The following is a 17,949-nucleotide window of genomic DNA, read 5'->3' on the forward strand; positions in this document are numbered from 1 at the left end:
AGCCGAAGGATGGGCGATGAGCGCGCCGCAGATTACCGACAGCCATTGTCATCTCGACTTTCCCGATTTCGACGATGAACGGGACGCCATCGTCGCGCGTGCCCACGAAGCCGGCGTGCACCGGATGGTGACGATCTGTACGCGCCTTCGCCAGGAGCCACGGGTCCGCGCCATCGCGGAGGCGCATCCGTCGGTCTTCTATGCCGCGGGCACGCATCCGATGAGCGCCGCAGACGAGCCGATGACCAGCGTCGAGGAACTCGTTGAGCTCTCGCGACACCCCAAATTCGTGGCGCTCGGAGAGACCGGGCTCGATTATCACTACACCGCCGAGAGCGCCGGCGTGCAGCAGACCTCGCTCCGCATCCATATCGAGGCGGCGCAGGAAACCGGCCTGCCGCTCATCATTCATGCGCGCGATGCCGACGACGACATGGCCGGGATCCTGGAGGAAGGGTTTGCGAAAAAGCCCTATACCTGCGTGATGCACTGCTTCTCCTCGGGCGCGGATCTGGCGCGGCGGGCGCTTGCAATGGATTTCTACCTGTCGATGTCCGGCATCGCCGCGTTCAAGAAAAGCAGCGAACTGCGCGCGATTTTCGCCGAAGCTCCGCTCGAGCGGATCCTTGTCGAAACCGACAGCCCCTACCTCGCCCCGCCCCCTTATCGCGGCAAGCGCAACGAGCCGGGTTACACGGTTCATACCGCCGAAGTTGGCGCGGACTTGTTCGGGCTGTCCTACGCCGAGTTCGCCGCCGCGACCGAAGCCAATTTCGAACGGCTTTTCTGGAAAGCAGCCGCCTGGGCGGAGGCGGCATGACCGGCGAATTGCGCTTCACCATCCTCGGTTGCGGATCGTCGGGCGGCGTGCCGCGTCTCGGCAATCTCTGGGGCGCGTGCGATCCCGAGAACCCGCGCAACGCCCGCCGCCGCTGCTCCATGCTGATCGAGCGCGAAGGCGAAGGCGGCATCACGCGCGTTCTGATCGACACCTCGCCCGACCTGCGCGGGCAGCTTCTCGACGCAGGCGTCGGGGCGCTCGATGCGGTCGTCTACACGCACTCCCACGCCGATCATGTCCACGGGATCGACGATCTGCGGATGATCGTCTTCAACATGAAGGCGCGTCTGCCGGTCTGGGCCGATGGCGGCACGCAAGACAGCCTCTATTCGCGGTTCGGCTATGCCTTCACCCAGCCCGAGGACAGCCCCTACCCGCCCATCCTCGACATGCACACGATCAAGGGCCCTTTCGCCATCGACGGCGCGGGCGGGGAGATCTCGCTGACGCCTTTCGAGGTCGAACACGGCTCGATCGACGCGCTAGGCTTCCGGATCGCGGATCTGGCATACCTGCCGGACGTCTCCTCGATCCCCGAGGCGAGTTGGGCGACGCTGCAGGGCCTCGATTGCTGGGTGCTCGACGCGCTGCGCCGTGACCCCCACCCGACCCATTCGCATCTCGCGCAATCACTCGACTGGATCGCGGCCTCCGGCGCACGTCGCGGGGTGCTGACAAATATGCATATCGATCTCGACTATGCCACGCTCGAGGCGGAAACGGCGGAGCATATCACGCCGGCCTATGACGGCATGGTCATCCGCTATGCGCTGTAGGTCTGAATAGATGCAGGCACTTCTCGGGGTCATCCTCCCCGTCTTCGTTCTGATCGGCGCCGGATATCTCGCAACGTGGCGCAAGCTCTTCCCCGACACCGCGGTCGACGGGTTGATGATCTTCACCCAGCAATTCGCGATCCCCTGTCTGCTGTTCCAGGCGATATGGACGCTCGATCTGGGCGAGAACTTCCATCCGGCGCTGCTGATCAGCTTCTATTCAGGCTCCGTGACCGGGTTCGCGCTCGGACTTCTGGCGGGGCGCTACCTTTTCAAACGCGACTGGGAGGATTCTGTCGCGATCGGGTTCTGCTGCCTCTTCGCCAATTCGCTGCTTCTGGGGCTCGCCATCACCGAGCGGGCGTATGGCTCCGATGCGCTCGAGGCCAATTACGCGATCATCGCGCTGCATTCGCCCATCTGCTATGGGCTCGGCATCACCGCGATGGAGATTGCCCGCGCGCGCGGGACTTCGGCAAAGGCGCTGCCCGCCACCGTTCTGAAGGCGATGTTCCGCAACGCGCTGGTGATCGGGATCGCGCTCGGGGCGATCTTCAACATCTTCGGTCTCGGCCTGCCCGGCCCGGTAGTGGACGCGCTCGACATGATGGTCCGAACCGCGCTGCCGGCAGCGCTTTTCGGGATGGGCGGCGTCCTCTACCGCTACCGGCCCGAAGGCGATCTCAGGATCATCGCCTTCGTCTGCGGCGTCACCCTGATCGTGCATCCCGCGATCACCTGGACGCTCGGAACCGCTTTCGCACTCAATATCAACGAGTTCCGCTCGGCGGTCATTACCGCGGCAATGGCGCCGGGCATCAACGCCTACGTCTTCGCGAACATGTACGGACGCGCGCGCCGGGTCGCGGCGTCCTCGGTTCTGTTGGCAACCGCGCTTTCCGTGCTGACCACATGGGTCTGGCTGTCGCTTCTGCCATAAGCCCTGGAACCTGACCGCTTGCCACACGTTAGACCAGCGCATCGCTGGCGTGCGCCTTGGGCGGCCCGCTAACCTCGTGCGCTCAAGCGTCCGCCGGCGATCATGTTCCGGGTCCGCTTTGCAACCCGCCCCAGCCAGATAGCCACGGAGATCCGCCCCAATGTCGATTTATGACGCGATCATTGCCGACCACGAACATCATCGCGATTTGCTCAACCGCATCGCCGACACGACCGGCGACAGCGAAGAGCGCAAGACCGCGTGGAATGAGTTCTTCTACGACGTGAAGAGCCACGCCGCTGCAGAAGAGGAAACCTTCTATTCAAAGCTCATGTCCAAGACCTGGGGCCAGGATTCCGCGCGCCACTCCGTCGAAGAGCACGCCGAAATGGACGATCTCATGGAGGAGCTGAACGAGATGGACATGTCGAGCCCCGGCTGGCTCAACAAGTTCAACACGCTCAAGCACGATTACGAGCACCACATGGAAGAGGAAGAGGAAGAGGTCTTCGGCCGCGCCCGCGAGGTCATCCCGGATGACGAGATCGAGGGCTACGGCAAGGCGTTCCGGGAGCGCAAGGAGAAGGAAAAGGGTCTCGTCGACAAAAAGCGCGAGGATTCGCTCGAAGACTGATCGACGAGACCTTGATCAAGGTCGCGAGGGGGAAAGGCTCAGCCTTTCCCCTTTTTCTTTGCCTCACCGTTCAGCTCCGGATCGATCTCATGGGCGACCTGACCGTAGGCCAGGAGAGCGAAAAGGCCGGTGCCGCCAAGGACGTTCCCCGCGAAGGCCGGAAGGATCAGCCCGAAGATCGCCTTGCTGACCGAAATGTCGCCCGAAAGCATCAAGAGGAACGCCTCCTTGGAGCCCGCGACCACGTGCGTGAACTCGCCCATCGCGATGAGATACGTGAAGAGGAAGATCAGGAAGATCTCGAACCCTTCGGCGGAAGGCAGCATCCAGACGATCGCGGCGATGAAGAACCCGGCCGGGACGCCGTATTTGAAGGTCTCCCAAGGCGTGTATTCCGCGAAATGCTCGGAAATCGCCTTCATGCCTTCGACGTATTCGGGCACCACGGTGCCGCCGTGGACGCTCAAGAAGGCTACGAAGAACGTGCCCACGAGGTTCGCGGCGAACACCACGGCCCAGAGACGCATCGTGCAAGTCAGCATCTTGCGCGAGCGATCCTTCAGAACCGGCAGGACGACAGTGATCGTGTTCTCGGTAAAGAGCTGGATACGGGCCAGGATCACGAGGATGAAGCCGACCGTGTAGCCCATGTTTTCGATCGGGCCTTGATACGGATGGCCCTCGTAGATCGTGTGCAGAATGCCTTCGGCCAGAACCGAGGTCGAAATACAGATGCCAGCCGCGATGCCTGACCACCAGAGCGACCAGAGCGGGCGCTTGAGTTCTTCCCGCCCTTCGAGGTCGATCACCTCGTAAACGGCGCGCGGCGCTAACGCACGATGTCGCGCGATCTGAAGTGCTTCTTCGCGCGAATACATTGCGTGCTTCTCGCCATCGTTCATCTCTTGGCGTTCGGTGTCGTCGGTCATACCCTACCCTCGAAAAAAAGCCCGGAGCCGCGTTGCGGAGCCGGGACGCCAGACAGAAACCCCTGGAACGACCGGTAGGTTCCCGCCGCGCGTCATCGCGGCCCATGGGGCGCGCCAGATCGGGCTCGATATGTCGGAGGGAATGGTGCTGCTGGACAGGATTGAACTGTCGACCTCTCCCTTACCAAGGGAGTGCTCTACCACTGAGCTACAGCAGCCCGCCGCGACGTGCGGTGTGGGCGGGTCTCTAATGTCAAACTCACAAGGGTGCAAGCATGAATCTGGACGCTTTCGGCCACCTCATATAGACACCCGTCATGGAGCAGAAACCCCCGCAGAAAGGCAGCCGCGACACCGGTCGAGAGGACCGGCTCAAGGCCGCGCTCAAGGCGAACCTGGCGCGTCGCAAGCGTCAGGCGAAGGCGCGCGAAGACGACGCGCCGAGCGGGACAGATAACAAGGATTGAGGGCATGGATTCGATCGTGGTGACGGGCAATGGCCCTCTATCGGGGGACATCCCTATCGCAGGCGCGAAAAATGCCTGCCTGACGCTGATGCCGGCGACGCTCCTGAGCGAAGAGCCGCTGACATTGATGAACGCGCCGCGCCTGTCGGACATCCGCACGATGACGACGCTCTTGCAATCGCTCGGGACCGAGGTGACGGCGCTGCAGGACGGCCATGTCCTCGCGCTATCGAGCCATGCCATAGACAATCACTGCGCCGATTACGACATCGTCCGCAAGATGCGCGCCTCGATCCTTGTCCTGGGTCCGATGCTGGCGCGCGACGGGCACGCTGTGGTCTCCCTTCCGGGCGGCTGCGCCATCGGTGCGCGGCCCGTCGATCTGCATCTGCGGGCGCTCGAGGCGATGGGCGCGGAGCTCGACCTGCGGGACGGGTACGTGCACGCCAAGGCGCCGGGCGGGCTCAAGGGCGGGGTCGTGGACTTCCCGCTCGTCTCGGTGGGCGCGACCGAGAACGCGCTCATGGCCGCGACGCTCGCCAAGGGCACGACGGTCATCAAGAACGCCGCGCGCGAACCCGAGATCGTGGACCTTGCCGAATGCCTCCGCCGCATGGGCGCGCAGATCGAGGGCGACGGCACGCACGAGATCACGGTTCAGGGCGTCGATCGCCTCGGCGGCGCGACGCACCGGGTGGTGACCGACCGGATCGAGCTTGGCACCTACATGCTGGCCCCGGCCATCTGCGGCGGCGAAGTCACCTGCCTTGGCGGCGAGAAACGCCTCGTTTCGGCCTTCGTCGACAAGCTGGAGCAAGCGGGTATCGACGTGACCGAAACCGAGCGCGGCCTCACGGTCTCCCGCCGGAACGGACGCGTCTCGGCCGTCGATGTGACGACAGAGCCGTTCCCGGGCTTTCCGACCGACCTGCAGGCGCAGATGATGGCCCTGCTCTGCACTGCCGAAGGCACATCCGTCCTTGAAGAAAAGATCTTCGAGAACAGGTTCATGCACGCGCCCGAGCTGATGCGGATGGGCGCGAAGATCGAGGTTAATGGCGGCACCGCCCGCGTGACCGGCGTGGACAGTCTCAAGGGGGCGCCGGTCATGGCGACGGATCTCAGAGCAAGCGTTTCGCTGATCCTTGCCGGGCTCGCGGCGGAGGGTCAGACGACCGTCAACCGCGTCTATCATCTCGACCGGGGCTACGAACACGTCGTTGCCAAGCTCTCGGGCGTCGGCGCGAAGATCGAAAGGATCAAGGAAGCATGAGCGAGGACGCACGGTTCGAAGATGCCGGCCCGCAGCCGCTCAATCTCGGCGCGATGGATCCCGACGATCTCGCGGTGCTCTCGGCGCTTGCACAGGATGCCGTCCTTCCAGTGACCGAGATTGCCTGGCGGGCGCGCGATCGACAGGTCGCGCTGCTGATCAACCGCCTGCGGCACGAGGATCGCACGCCCGAAGTGGAACGCGTTCAGTCGCTTCTCGTCGTGGAGAACGCCTTGCACGTCTCGAGCCAGGGCATCGATCGCTCGGATCGCGACATGATCCTGCAGATCCTGACCATCACCTTTGCGCCCGGAGACGACGGCTCCGGCGCGGTGGAGATCGCCTTTGCCGGGGACGGCGCGATCCGGGTCGAGGTCGAAGCGCTCGAGCTGCGGCTGAAGGATGTCACCCGCCCCTACCGCGCGCCGTCCGGCAAACGGCCGCAGCACCCGGAATGAGCGCCGCTTCGGCTTGCGCCTCCTGCGCGTATCACTAGAACCCCGGCGCAGGATCAACGGAGAGGCCCCATGCCCGTCTTCCTCGACACGAACGCGCCCGATTTCGAGGACGCCTTCGCCGCGCTGCTGACCGCCAAGCGCGAGGACAGCCCCGACGTGGACGACACCGTCGCCGCGATCATCGCGGATGTGCGGGCGCGAGGGGATGAAGCGGTTCTGGATTACACGGCACGGTTCGACCGGCTCGACCTGACCGCGGACCAACTGGCGATTTCCGCAAGCGAAGTCGACGCCGAGATCGCGAAAGTCGATGACACCGACCGCGCGGCGCTGGAACAGGCTGCCGAACGCATCCGTGCCTATCACGCCCGTCAGATACCCGAGGATGCTCGCTGGACGGATCCCGAAGGCGCGGAACTCGGCTGGCGCTGGACGCCGGTTTCCGCCGCGGGTCTTTACGTGCCGGGCGGGCTCGCCTCCTACCCCTCCTCGCTTCTGATGAACGCGATTCCGGCCAAGGTCGCCGGCGTGTCCCGACTGGCGATCACCGTGCCGACCCCGGACGGCGTCATCAATCCCCTGGTCATGCTCGCCGCGCGCCTCTCCGGCGTGGACGAGATCTACCGGATCGGCGGCGCGCAGGCCATCGCGGCGCTTGCCTACGGCACCGAGACCATCGCGCCGGTCGACAAGATCACCGGGCCGGGCAACGCCTTCGTTGCCGCCGCCAAGCGCCGCGTTTTCGGACGCGTCGGCATCGACATGATCGCGGGCCCGTCCGAGATCCTCGTGATCGCGGATGGCGACAACGATCCCGACTGGATCGCGCTCGACCTGATGAGCCAGGCCGAACATGACGAAAGCGCGCAATCGATCCTGATCACCACCGACGAGACGTTCGGCCGCGAGGTCGCTGCCGCCGTCGAGGCGCGGCTCGAGACGCTGGAGCGCCGCGCGATTGCGGGTGCCTCCTGGCGCGACTTCGGCGCGATCATCACGGTGCGCGATCTGGCCGAGGCCGCCGCGCTCTCGAACCGCATCGCGCCCGAGCATCTGGAGCTTTGCACCGCTGATCCCGATGCCCTGTCCGAGAAAATCACCCATGCCGGGGCCATTTTCCTCGGCCAATGGACGCCCGAGGCAATCGGCGATTATGTCGGCGGTCCGAACCACGTTCTGCCGACCGCGCGCTCTGCCCGGTTCTCATCGGGGCTGTCGGTCATGGACTTCGTGAAACGCACGACGCTTGCCAAGATGACGCCCGACGCGCTGCGCGCCATCGGCCCCGCCGCCGAAACCCTGGCGCGGGCGGAAAGCCTCGAAGCCCACGGTCTCTCCGTGACCGCGCGGCTTCGGAAGCTCAATCGCTGAGGCTCGGACGCAAAGTGACGTTGCCCGGACATCCCTTTGCCGCTACGCAGAAAGATACATCTGCATCCGAGACCCGGCCCATGAGCCATATCGTACATATCGACCTAGAAGACGGAAACCTGCCGCCCCCGACCCCGGAGATCGAGCAAGAGCGCCGTGTCGCGATGTTCGATCTGATGGAAACCAACAGCTTCTCGCTGCCCGCGCGTGGCGATGCGCCCGCGCCGGAGGGGCCGTTCCGGCTGAAGCTGTCGATCCGCGAGAAACGGCTGGTTTTCGACGTGGCCTCGGAGGACGGTGCGCCGGTCTCTGAATTTCACCTGTCGCTCTCGCCGTTCCGTCAGGTGGTGAAGGACTATTTCCAGATCTGCAAAAGCTATTTCGACGCGGTCAAGACCTCGCCGCCAAGCCAGATCGAGACCATCGACATGGCGCGGCGCGGCATCCACAACGAAGGGGCGCGGATCCTGCAGGACCGCCTTGCGGGCAAGGCGGACATCGACGAGGACACGGCCCGGCGCCTGTTCACCCTCGTCTCCGTCCTGCATTACGGGGGCTGAATGACCGAACCCCTGCCGCGCTCGGTTCTCTTCTGCTGCGATCACAACGCGGTCCGCTCTCCGATGGCCGAGGGCATCATGAAAAAGCTCTACGGCGCGGACCCTTACGTGCAATCGGCCGGTGTCATGCACGATGCCGACGTGGACGGCTTCGCCATCGCGGTCTGCGAGGAGATCGGCGTCGAGCTATCCCGCCACAAGGTCCGCGATCTGACCGAGCTTGAACGCATGGGAGAGGCGCTGTCGGGATTTGATCTGATCGTCGCGATGACGCCGCAGGCGCAGGCCATCGCCACCGATATGACCCGCCTCTACGACATGACGCTGGAATACTGGCCGATCCCGGATCCCTCCGGCACCGGCGAGACCCGCGCCACCAAACTTGCCGCCTATCGCGAGGCGCGCGACGCGATCACCCGAGCCATGACAGAGAAATGGGGGACACCATGAGCCAACACGTGCTTTCCCGGTACTTCGACGCCTTCAATCGCAAGGATATCGAGGGGATGCTCGACTGCCTGAGCGACGAGGTCGCGCATTACGTCAACGAAGGCGATATCCGCACGGGCAAGGATGCGTTTCGCGGCTTCTGCGATCACATGGCCGAGTGCTATGATGAGCGGCTGACCGAGCTGGTTCTGTTCGAGGCCGAGGGCGGCACGCGCGGTGCGGCCGAATACATGGTGAACGGCACCTATCTGAAGACGGATGAGGGCCTGCCCGAAGCCAACGGCCAGACCTACCGGCTGCCTGCGGGATCGTTCTTCACGCTCTCCGAGGAACGGATCATCCGCATCGTCACCTATTACAACCTGAGCGACTGGATCCGGCAGGTCTCCTGATGCGGGTAGACGTGCTGACCGGAGAGGCGCTTGACGCGGCGCTCGACGACGTGGCGCGGCTCAGGATCGAGGTGTTTCGCGACTGGCCTTATCTCTACGATGGCGATGCGGAATATGAGCGGGATTATCTCGAGATCTACCGTCAAAGCGACGATGCGATCCTCGTCGGAGCTTTCGACGGCGATCGGCTCGTCGGTGCCGCCACCGGAACGCCCATGGCCGATCATGCCGAGGATTTCGCGAAACCCTTCGCGCAGACCGGATATTCGCTCGAGTCGATTTTCTACTGCGCGGAGTCGGTCTTGCTGCCCGAATATCGTGGCCTTCGGATCGGACATCTTTTCTTCGATATGCGCGAGGAGCACGCGCGCCGGCTCGGTGCCAGCCATGCCTGCTTCTGCGCCGTGCTTCGGCCGGAAGATCATCCGATGCGACCCGCCGAGTACAGGCCGCTCAACGGATTTTGGCGTAAACGCGGCTATGCGCCGTTGCCCGGCGTAGAAGCGGAGTTTGCCTGGAAAGATGTCGATCAGCCGGACGAGACCACTCACCGGCTTCAGTTCTGGATCAGGGAGCTATGACGGCTTGCCGCCGCGTGCATCACGGCGGCACCTGTCCGAGCAATATTTGACCTGATCCCAGACATCGGCCCATTTCTTGCGCCATGTGAAAGGCCGCGCGCAGACCGCGCAGACCTTCTGGGGCAAGTCGGATTTCTTACGCATCCGGGCCAAGACAGGGTCTCGTCAGTTCTGACCCGCGGCATTGTCGCCGCCGGACGGCGCATTCTCGCCTTCGCCGTCGATCGTCACGCTGCCGGTCGAATTTCCGCCGGGCTCGTAGCTCTCTGCCTCATAGCCTTCGAGTGTCGTCGCCTCGGTCTCGCCTTCGACCATCGAGGAACCGGCCGTGTCGTCCCCTGCCACGCCCTGCTCTTCGTCGCTGCTGCCGACGAAGGCGACATAGAGAACAAAGATCAACAGAAGGGCCGCCCCGTAGAAAAGGGATGCTTTGATCCCGAGAAGCGAGGGGCGATGCTTCTTCTCCTGCTTTTCGACATCGGTATCAGGTGCGGACATTTGAGTACCTCGGAACTGTTATCTACGCTGCGGCAGCCTTACTTGCCGCAGCGGCTCTGAAGGCATAACACTCTGCCAAATAGGGCGGTTCCCGGCCCGGCACAGACGAATGCTGCACTGCGACACCTGACCACAGGAGATGAAATCTTGAAAGATGCCAGCCCGACGACCGTGTACCTCAAGGACTACGAGCCCTTCGGATATCTGGTCGAGGATGTTCATCTCACCTTCCGTCTTGCGCCGAACGCGACGCGCGTTCTGAGCCGTATTCGCTTCGCGCCGAACCCGGCGACGAAGACCCGCGATTTTTTTCTCAACGGCGAAAACGTCACGCTGATCTCGGCAAAGATCGACGGAGCGGGCGTTGCGCCCGAGATCACGGCGGACGGTCTGCGCCTCGAGGACGCTCCCGATGCCCCCTTCACCTTCGAGGCCGAGGTTGAAATCGACCCTGCGGAGAACACGGCGCTTGAGGGGCTCTACATGTCGAACGGCATGTATTGCACGCAATGCGAGGCCGAGGGGTTTCGCAAGATCACCTATTATCCCGACCGCCCCGACGTGATGGCGACCTTCACCGTGCGGATCGAGGGCGACCTGCCGGTCATGTTGTCGAACGGCAATCCCGCCGCATCGGGCGAGGGCTGGGCCGAATGGCATGATCCCTGGCCGAAACCCTCCTATCTCTTTGCGCTGGTCGCGGGCGAGCTTGTCGCGCATGAGGACCGTTTCACCACGGCTTCGGGCCGCGCCGTCGACTTGAACCTCTGGGTCCGGCCCGGAGACGAGCACAAATGCGCCTTCGGGATGGAAGCGCTGAAGAAATCCATGCGGTGGGACGAAGAGGTCTACGGGCGCGAATACGATCTGGACGTCTTCAACATCGTCGCCGTCGACGACTTCAACATGGGCGCGATGGAGAACAAGGGGCTGAATATCTTCAACTCCGCCGCCGTTCTCGCAAGCCCGGAGACCTCGACCGACGCGAATTTCGAGCGGATCGAGGCGATCATCGCGCATGAATATTTCCATAACTGGACGGGCAACCGGATCACCTGCCGCGACTGGTTCCAGCTTTGTCTGAAAGAGGGGCTGACCGTCTTCCGCGACAGCCAGTTCACCGCGGATATGCGTTCTGCCCCGGTCAAGCGCATCTCGGATGTGATCGATCTGCGGGCACGGCAATTCCCCGAGGATCAGGGCCCGCTCGCCCATCCGGTCCGGCCCGAGAGCTTCCAGGAAATCAACAACTTCTACACCGCGACCGTCTACGAGAAAGGCGCCGAAGTCATCGGCATGCTCAAGCGGCTCGTCGGTGACGAGGCCTATGCAAAGGCGCTCGATCTCCATTTCGAGCGGCATGACGGGCAGGCCTGCACGATCGAGGATTGGCTGCGCGTGTTCGAGGACGCAACGGGCCGTGACATGAGCCAGTTCAAGCGGTGGTATAGCCAAGCGGGCACGCCGCGGCTCTCGGTCGCGGACAGCTACGAGAACGGCACCTATACCCTCACCTTCCGCCAGCACACGCCGCCGACGCCCGGACAGGACCAGAAAGCTCCTCAAGTCCTGCCCATCGCGGTCGGACTTCTGGGGCAGAACGGCGAAGAGATCGTGCCGACCACGCTTCTGGAGATGAGCGAGGCCGAGCAGAGCTTCGACTTTCCGAACATGGCGCAAAGGCCCGTCCCGTCGATCCTGCGCGGTTTCTCCGCGCCGGTCGTGCTGGAGCAATGCTGGGATGCGGAGCGCACGGCATTCTTGCTGGCGCATGACACCGACCCGTTCAATCGCTGGGATGCCGGGCGGCAGCTCGCGCGCGAGAGCCTTGTCGCGCAGATCACCGAAGGTGCCGCGCCCGATGCGAGCTATCTCGACGGGATCGCGACGCTCGTCTCCGACGAAGCGCTCGACCCGGCCTTTCGCGCCCTGATGCTCTCGGGACCGACACAGTCGGAGATCGCGCAGATCCTGCATGAGCGCCGCCATACCCCCGACCCGGACGCGATCTTCACCTCGGCGGAGGCGCTCGGGGATGCGAAGGCGGCGCGGCTTGAGCATCTTCTGCCTGCGATCAAGGACGCGACGGAGATCCGCGCGCCCTACAGCCCCGATGCCGATCAGGCAGGCAAGCGGGCGCTCTGGTCGGCGGCACTCAGCCTCGAGACGCGGCTTGACGGCGGCGCTGCCGCAACGGCCGCCTTCGAGAGCGCGGACAACATGACGATCCAGCTTGCCGCCCTGACCTGCCTTGTCCGCGCGGGCGCTGACGAAGACGCGCTCGCAGCGTTCGAGGCGCAGTGGAAGGACGACCGGCTGGTCATGGACAAGTGGTTCGCGATGCAGATCGCGGCAACCGCGCCAGAAAACGCCCTGCCCCGCGCCCGTCACCTGACCGAACATCCGGCCTTCGACCTGAAGAACCCCAACCGCTTCCGCGCAGTTATAGGCGCCTTCGCAATGAACCATGCGGGCTTCCACCGCGCCGACGGCGAAGGCTACGACTTCCTTGCCGGCTGGCTCATCACGCTCGATGCGAAGAATCCGCAGACCGCGGCCCGGATGTGCGCGCCGTTCCAGAGCTGGACGCGCTACGATGCGGATCGCCGCGCCAGCATGAAGGCCGCGCTCGAGCGGATCGCCGCTACGCCGGATCTCAGCCGCGACATGAGCGAGATGGTCTCGCGCCTTCTCGCGGCTTGAAGTCCGTGCGCGCGGAACTCTTGGCCGGGTCTGCGCGTTCCGCTATGCTTTAGCCGTTTTTCGGCAGAGGGTCGCCGGTCTGAGGCGGCCATTCGCACTTCCCTTCATGCGAGTGTCATGTCATGGGATAATAAAAAGACGGAACTGAAGATGCCGAGCGAGATGAAGGACCGCATCGACCCCTTGATCGAAGAGCGCGCTGGTTGGCTCTTCAGCGACAAGCTCGGCACGCGCCATGCGCGTCGTATCCTCAATGCCATGCTTGGCTATCGCAAGACGATTGCCCTCGGCGAGCGGTTTCGTGACATGCCGAGCGCGGAATTGATGCGCGAATTGGGCGACATGCTTGCGCGGGATGTCGAGGTTTCCGGTCTGTCAAACGTGCCGCGCAGCGGGCCTGCTCTGATCGTGGCGAACCATCCGACGGGTATCGCCGACGGAATCATGCTCAACCACGTGCTGCGCGATATCCGTCCAGACCTCTATTTCTTTGCAAACCACGACATATTGCGTGTGCTGCCGCAGATGGAGGACATGATCGCCCCGGTGGAGTGGCGCAAGGACAAGCGCAGCCACGGCAAGACCCGCGAGACGATGGCCTATACCCGCAAAGCGGTCGAGGCGGACCGGCTCGGCATCATATTTCCGTCCGGCCGTCTGGCCAAGCGGCGCGGCCTCTGTCTGCACGAACGCGAATGGATGGGCTCGGCCGCGATGATCGCGCGCAAGTTCGAACTGCCTATCATTCCCCTGAACATCCGGGCTCGCAACTCGGTCCTGTTTTATCTCTTCGACTTCATCCACCCGTCCTTGCGCGACATCACGCTCTTCCACGAGACGCTGAACAAGGGCCGTCAACCCTATCGCATCACCGTCGGGGAGCCGATCTCGGCAGCGGCGCTGCCGCAGAAGTCCGAAGACGGGATCGAGATGCTGCGCCGCGCAACCCTCGCGCTTGGCGGTCCTCGGGCTCCAGCGGTATCGCTTCTCGACAATTCGGCGCGGCCGTCCTGGCTGAAGGCCCTGACCGCGACCTGAGGCGTCAGCCGTCTTCCGCGACCTCGATCGGCGGTGCGGGCCGAGCCACGGGGCGCGTGTTGAAGATCGGCTGGCAATAGGTCTGCTCGCGCGTCCAGGCCATCATGTCCCGCCGCTTGCTGCCCGAATGGAAGGGACCCCAGTCGGCCGCGACACCGCGCATCCCCTGGCTGACGACACCATCCCGCGAGACGGTGCGCGCCATGATCCTCAGTCCGCAGGAGAGGTTCGCCGGACCGTCGAGCAGCGCCGCCCCCGTCGTCGCCCGGCAGTTATAAAGGCGCGCGGTTGACGGCAGGATCTGCAAGAGCCCGTGCCAGCGCCCGCCGCCGCCGATCACCGTCGGCCGGTAGGTGCTTTCATGCTTCACCAGCGTCGAGACAAGGCCCACCCAGAACGCTTCGCGGTCGCGGCGGTTCGCCTCGGGATAGGCCGGACACCATTCCTCGATATCGCGCGGGACGATCTCGGGCAGGCGCGAGGCGTGGCCGTTCAGGGCCGACAAGGTGGCGCGTGTCCAGATGGCACGCTGCCCGGTCTTGCCCCATCGCGCGGTTGGCAATTGATCGCGCCGCGCCTTTGGACGGGGCGAGGCGGCAACCGCTTGCGGGCTGGGATCGGGCTTCACGAAAAGCGGCAGATCCTCGGCCTTTTGCATCAGGTCGAGGGTATCTGAGGTCGCGGCCATCCCGGCGGTGCAGCTGATCGCCAATGACGCTATGAGTGTTCTGAGCAGCATCGCTCGCGAGAATGCCTGTCTTTCGCGCCTCGATGCAAGTCCGCGTGCGTCTTGCGGCGGCAAAGAGCTGCCGGCTCTTGCCCCCTGCCCGGCCCTGTCCTAAACGCAAGACCTGAATTCCAAGGCCGCCAGAGGACGCATCTCATGCTGGATTTGAGCTTCGAGGCTCCGAAACCCAAGGTCATCGCCGGGGCAAAGCACGATTGGGAACTCGTGATCGGCATGGAGGTCCATGCCCAGGTTGCCTCCAAGGCGAAGCTCTTCTCGGGTGCCTCGACCGAATTCGGCGCAGAGCCCAATTCCAACGTCTCCTTCGTCGATGCGGCCATGCCGGGCATGCTGCCGGTCATCAACGAGTTCTGCGTCGAGCAGGCCGTTCGGACGGGCCTCGGCCTCAAGGCGGCGATCAACCTTTCCTCGGCGTTCGACCGGAAGAATTACTTCTACCCCGACTTGCCTCAGGGTTACCAGATTTCCCAACTTTATCATCCGCTTGTCGGCGAGGGCGAAGTCATCGTCGACATGGAGCCCGGCATCGCCCGCCGCGTGCGGATCGAGCGCATCCACATGGAGCAGGACGCCGGCAAGTCGATCCATGACATGGACCCGGCGATGTCCTTTGTCGATCTCAACCGTACCGGGGTCGCACTGATGGAAATCGTCTCGCGCCCCGATATCCGCGGGCCGGAGGAGGCGGCGGCCTATATCGCAAAGCTGCGCCAGATCATGCGCTATCTCGGCACCTGCAATGGCGACATGCAGAACGGCAACCTGCGCGCGGACGTGAACGTATCGGTCTGCCGTCCCGGAGATTACGAAAAATACCAGGAAACGCAGGATTTCAGCCATCTCGGCACGCGCTGCGAGATCAAGAACATGAACTCCATGCGCTTCATCCAGGCGGCCATCGACGTGGAGGCCCGCCGCCAGATCGCGATTATCGAGGGCGGCGGCGTAGTGGTGCAGGAAACGCGCCTCTACGATCCCGACAAGAACGAGACACGCTCGATGCGCTCCAAGGAAGAGGCACACGATTATCGCTACTTCCCCGACCCCGACCTCCTGCCGCTCGAGATCGAGCAGGCCTGGGTGGACGGCATCGCCGAGAGCCTGCCGGAACTGCCCGATGCCAAGAAGGCGCGGTTCGTCAAGGATTTCGGCCTTTCGGAATACGATGCGGGCGTCTTGACCGCTGAACTGCGGAATGCCGTCTACTTCGAAAAGGTCGCGGCCGAGGGCGGCGACGGCAAGATGGCGGCAAACTGGGTCATCAACGAGCTGTTCGGCCGGCTGAAGAAGGACGATCGCGACATTTCGGACAGCCCCGTGTCTCCCGGTCAACTTGCTGGGCTCGTCAAGCTCATCAAGTCGGGCGACATCTCGGGCAAGATCGCCAAGGACGTCTTCGAGATCGTCTATACCGAAGGCGGCGATCCGGCGGCCATCGTCGAGGAGAAGGGCCTCAAGCAGGTCACGGATACCGGCGCGATCGAGACCGCGGTCGACGAGGTCATCGCTGCGAATCCCGATCAGGTCGAGAAGGCCAAGCAGAACCCCAAGCTTGCGGGCTGGTTCGTCGGCCAGGTGATGAAGGCGACGGGCGGCAAGGCCAATCCGAAGGCCGTGAACGAGATTGTCTCGGCCAAGCTCGGCCTGTAAGGTGGATGACCGGCGGTTCGTCCTGCTGGTCAGCAAGTCTTCGCTCTGCTCCCCGCCAGCGCTGGCCTTCCAGGGCGCCTGACAGTACAGTTCCGACCGACCTGAAGAAGTGAGCCCCCGATCCCATGACCCGCTATCAATACCGCATTCTGCCTGCCCCCGAAAAAGGCAAGAAAGCCAAGGGGGTGAAGGGCGCAAAAGCGCGGTTCGCCCATGCGGTCGAGGAGCTCATGAACGAGATGGGCGCAGACGGCTGGGAGTATCTCCGCGCCGACACGCTGCCCTCCGAAGAACGCGCGGGGCTCGGCTCGAGCGTGACGGAATGGCGCACTCTGCTGGTGTTCCGGCGTCCCCGGCTCGCCCGGGCCGAGGATTTCGCCGTTCCCATGATCGAAGGGCCGGACGATGACGACGAGAACGAGTCCGCACCGCTCTTCCCGGCGAAGGTCGCGGCAAGCGCTCCGGAGAAGCCCGACGCGGACGCCAAGGGCGAGCGCGACCCTGAAAAGACATCGACAGGCGGCCTTGGCGCGCTTCTGCGCGAACGCGCCGGGCGGCTGATCCCCGCGAGCGAGGATCGCCCCGATGAGACAGAGGACGAAAAAACCGCCTCAGAGGGTGACAAGACCGACACGGCAGAGGCGCAGAAGGCCTGACGCCCTGCCCTATTCGCCGAGGTCGAGCGACAGCGCGTGGATCGCGCCGACGAGATCCGCGCCCAAGGCCTGATGAACGGCACGGTGCCGCGCGATGCGGCTCTGGCCCTTGAACGCCTCCGAGCGGATGACGACATGAAAGTGACTTTCACCACCCTCCTGAAATCCGGCATGTCCGCGGTGCCGCTCACTGTCATCCCGCACGACAAGCTCGTGCGGTTCGAACGCCTCGCGCAGGCGTGTTTCCATCAATTCAGTCCGCGACATTTTTATACGCTTCGCCCCCTATGATCCGGTTCGGTTTTGTCTAAACTGCACCGTCCGAGTCGAAAAGGTGTTCAAACATGAGCAGATCAGATCCCTTCGGATTCGACATGTCCGTGAAATCGGCCAAGAAAAAGAGCCCGCGCGGACGGCGGGGCATGTCAGGCGAATCCGAAACCTCCACCCGCGTCTGCGACCACGAGGGCTGCCAGGAGCCGGGCAAGTTCCGCGCGCCGAAAGCGCCGGACGTGCTCGATGACTTCTACTGGTTCTGCAAGGACCACGTGCGCGAGTACAACGCGCAATGGAGCTTCTTCGAGGGCAAGACGGAAGCCGAGATGAACGCTCAGTCGAGCGCCGACAAGGTCTGGGAGCGACGCACCAAGGATTGGCGCGATCCCGAGGCTCGCGCCTGGGCGCGGCTCGGCATCGAGGACGCGCACCAGGTTCTGGGCGACAACGCGACCCGTAATCCCGGCAAGGCTGGCAAGACGGGAGGACGCCGCCTGCCCCCGACGGAAAAGCGCGCGGCGGATATTCTCGAGGTGCGCGAGGATGCGACCAAGACCGACGTGCGGAAGGCGTACAAGGCGCTTATCAAGGTGCTGCACCCGGACATGAACGGCGGCGACCGCAGCCAGGAAGAGCAGTTGCAGCTTGTCATGTGGGCCTGGGATCAGCTCAAGGACAGCCGCTTCTTCAAGTAATCCAACGGCACAA

General features: G+C 63.9%; 22 protein-coding genes and 1 tRNA gene. 17 read left to right on the forward strand and 6 right to left on the reverse strand.

The window, feature by feature from the left end:
* Positions 1-16 precede the first annotated feature (16 nt).
* The 4 genes from BM171_RS13575 (at position 17) to BM171_RS13590 (ending at position 3,191) form a co-directional block, all read left to right on the forward strand.
* Positions 17-820, forward strand: coding sequence for a TatD family hydrolase (locus BM171_RS13575; protein WP_093013413.1), 804 nt, complete (start codon positions 17-19; stop codon positions 818-820).
* Positions 817-1,617 carry an MBL fold metallo-hydrolase gene (locus tag BM171_RS13580; RefSeq protein ID WP_093013416.1) on the forward strand — a complete coding sequence of 267 codons (801 nt, stop codon included), beginning with the start codon at positions 817-819 and terminating at the stop codon, positions 1,615-1,617. The genes BM171_RS13575 and BM171_RS13580 overlap by 4 nt, the downstream gene beginning before the upstream one ends.
* A 10-nt stretch (positions 1,618-1,627) precedes the next feature.
* On the forward strand, positions 1,628-2,557 hold the full coding sequence (locus tag BM171_RS13585) for an AEC family transporter (RefSeq protein WP_093013418.1): 930 nt from the start codon (positions 1,628-1,630) through the stop codon (positions 2,555-2,557).
* A 160-nt stretch (positions 2,558-2,717) separates the two neighbouring features.
* Positions 2,718-3,191, forward strand: coding sequence for a hemerythrin domain-containing protein (locus BM171_RS13590; RefSeq protein ID WP_093013421.1), 474 nt, complete (start codon positions 2,718-2,720; stop codon positions 3,189-3,191).
* A 38-nt stretch (positions 3,192-3,229) separates the two neighbouring features.
* Here BM171_RS13590 and BM171_RS13595 read toward each other — a convergent pair whose 3' ends face one another.
* Both BM171_RS13595 and BM171_RS13600 read right to left on the reverse strand, forming a co-directional pair.
* Positions 3,230-4,120 (reverse strand): formate/nitrite transporter family protein, encoded by an 891-nt coding sequence (locus BM171_RS13595; RefSeq protein WP_245760272.1) that lies wholly within the window; start codon positions 4,118-4,120, stop codon positions 3,230-3,232.
* A 143-nt stretch (positions 4,121-4,263) separates the two neighbouring features.
* Positions 4,264-4,338 (reverse strand) — tRNA-Thr (locus BM171_RS13600).
* Between the two features lie 99 nt (positions 4,339-4,437).
* Between BM171_RS13600 and BM171_RS18985 the strand changes: the two genes are divergently transcribed.
* From BM171_RS18985 to BM171_RS13635, 8 genes are all read left to right on the forward strand, one after another.
* Positions 4,438-4,587 (forward strand): hypothetical protein, encoded by a 150-nt coding sequence (locus tag BM171_RS18985; protein ID WP_172974949.1) that lies wholly within the window; start codon positions 4,438-4,440, stop codon positions 4,585-4,587.
* A 4-nt stretch (positions 4,588-4,591) separates the two neighbouring features.
* Complete coding sequence (gene murA, locus BM171_RS13605) at positions 4,592-5,860, forward strand: UDP-N-acetylglucosamine 1-carboxyvinyltransferase (RefSeq protein WP_093013424.1); 1,269 nt, start codon at positions 4,592-4,594, stop codon at positions 5,858-5,860.
* Positions 5,857-6,318: a DUF2948 family protein gene (locus BM171_RS13610; RefSeq protein WP_093013427.1), complete on the forward strand. Its 462-nt coding sequence runs from the start codon at positions 5,857-5,859 to the stop codon at positions 6,316-6,318. The genes murA and BM171_RS13610 overlap by 4 nt, the downstream gene beginning before the upstream one ends.
* Positions 6,319-6,387: 69 nt before the next feature.
* Positions 6,388-7,689, forward strand: coding sequence for a histidinol dehydrogenase (hisD, locus tag BM171_RS13615; protein WP_093013430.1), 1,302 nt, complete (start codon positions 6,388-6,390; stop codon positions 7,687-7,689).
* 80 nt (positions 7,690-7,769) lie between these two features.
* Positions 7,770-8,249 (forward strand): UPF0262 family protein, encoded by a 480-nt coding sequence (locus BM171_RS13620; protein ID WP_093013433.1) that lies wholly within the window; start codon positions 7,770-7,772, stop codon positions 8,247-8,249.
* The gene (locus BM171_RS13625) at positions 8,250-8,699 is read left to right on the forward strand and encodes an arsenate-mycothiol transferase ArsC (protein ID WP_093013436.1); all 450 of its coding nucleotides are present in this window, start codon (positions 8,250-8,252) and stop codon (positions 8,697-8,699) included.
* On the forward strand, positions 8,696-9,091 hold the full coding sequence (locus BM171_RS13630; protein ID WP_093013711.1) for a ketosteroid isomerase-related protein: 396 nt from the start codon (positions 8,696-8,698) through the stop codon (positions 9,089-9,091). Before BM171_RS13625 ends, BM171_RS13630 begins: the two co-directional genes overlap by 4 nt.
* Positions 9,091-9,672 carry a GNAT family N-acetyltransferase gene (locus BM171_RS13635; RefSeq protein WP_093013439.1) on the forward strand — a complete coding sequence of 194 codons (582 nt, stop codon included), beginning with the start codon at positions 9,091-9,093 and terminating at the stop codon, positions 9,670-9,672. The genes BM171_RS13630 and BM171_RS13635 overlap by 1 nt, the downstream gene beginning before the upstream one ends.
* Here BM171_RS13635 and BM171_RS13640 read toward each other — a convergent pair.
* On the reverse strand, positions 9,667-9,816 hold the full coding sequence (locus BM171_RS13640) for a DUF2256 domain-containing protein (RefSeq protein ID WP_217646713.1): 150 nt from the start codon (positions 9,814-9,816) through the stop codon (positions 9,667-9,669). The genes BM171_RS13635 and BM171_RS13640 overlap by 6 nt on opposite strands.
* 21 nt (positions 9,817-9,837) lie before the next feature.
* A complete protein-coding gene (locus BM171_RS13645; RefSeq protein ID WP_093013445.1) occupies positions 9,838-10,170 on the reverse strand; it encodes a hypothetical protein in 333 nt (110 codons plus the stop codon).
* 147 nt (positions 10,171-10,317) lie between these two features.
* Between BM171_RS13645 and pepN the strand changes: the two genes are divergently transcribed.
* On the forward strand, positions 10,318-12,873 hold the full coding sequence (gene pepN, locus BM171_RS13650) for an aminopeptidase N (protein WP_093013448.1): 2,556 nt from the start codon (positions 10,318-10,320) through the stop codon (positions 12,871-12,873).
* A gap of 150 nt (positions 12,874-13,023) precedes the next feature.
* Positions 13,024-13,911 carry a 1-acyl-sn-glycerol-3-phosphate acyltransferase gene (locus BM171_RS13655; RefSeq protein ID WP_093013451.1) on the forward strand — a complete coding sequence of 296 codons (888 nt, stop codon included), beginning with the start codon at positions 13,024-13,026 and terminating at the stop codon, positions 13,909-13,911.
* A gap of 4 nt (positions 13,912-13,915) precedes the next feature.
* On the opposite strand, the gene BM171_RS13660 is transcribed toward BM171_RS13655, so the two are convergent.
* Complete coding sequence (locus tag BM171_RS13660) at positions 13,916-14,650, reverse strand: transglycosylase SLT domain-containing protein (RefSeq protein WP_093013454.1); 735 nt, start codon at positions 14,648-14,650, stop codon at positions 13,916-13,918.
* Between the two features lie 144 nt (positions 14,651-14,794).
* Between BM171_RS13660 and gatB the strand changes: the two genes are divergently transcribed.
* A complete protein-coding gene (gene gatB, locus BM171_RS13665; RefSeq protein WP_093013457.1) occupies positions 14,795-16,309 on the forward strand; it encodes an Asp-tRNA(Asn)/Glu-tRNA(Gln) amidotransferase subunit GatB in 1,515 nt (504 codons plus the stop codon).
* A gap of 125 nt (positions 16,310-16,434) precedes the next feature.
* Positions 16,435-16,965, forward strand: coding sequence for a hypothetical protein (locus tag BM171_RS13670; protein WP_093013461.1), 531 nt, complete (start codon positions 16,435-16,437; stop codon positions 16,963-16,965).
* Between the two features lie 9 nt (positions 16,966-16,974).
* On the opposite strand, the gene BM171_RS13675 is transcribed toward BM171_RS13670, so the two are convergent.
* Positions 16,975-17,232 carry a BolA family protein gene (locus tag BM171_RS13675; protein WP_093013464.1) on the reverse strand — a complete coding sequence of 86 codons (258 nt, stop codon included), beginning with the start codon at positions 17,230-17,232 and terminating at the stop codon, positions 16,975-16,977.
* 77 nt (positions 17,233-17,309) lie between these two features.
* Between BM171_RS13675 and BM171_RS13680 the strand changes: the two genes are divergently transcribed.
* The gene (locus BM171_RS13680) at positions 17,310-17,936 is read left to right on the forward strand and encodes a J domain-containing protein (protein WP_093013467.1); all 627 of its coding nucleotides are present in this window, start codon (positions 17,310-17,312) and stop codon (positions 17,934-17,936) included.
* Positions 17,937-17,949 lie beyond the last annotated feature (13 nt).

The organism is Roseivivax halotolerans, assembly GCF_900115815.1.
GTDB classification, from domain to species: Bacteria; Pseudomonadota; Alphaproteobacteria; order Rhodobacterales; family Rhodobacteraceae; genus Roseivivax; species Roseivivax halotolerans.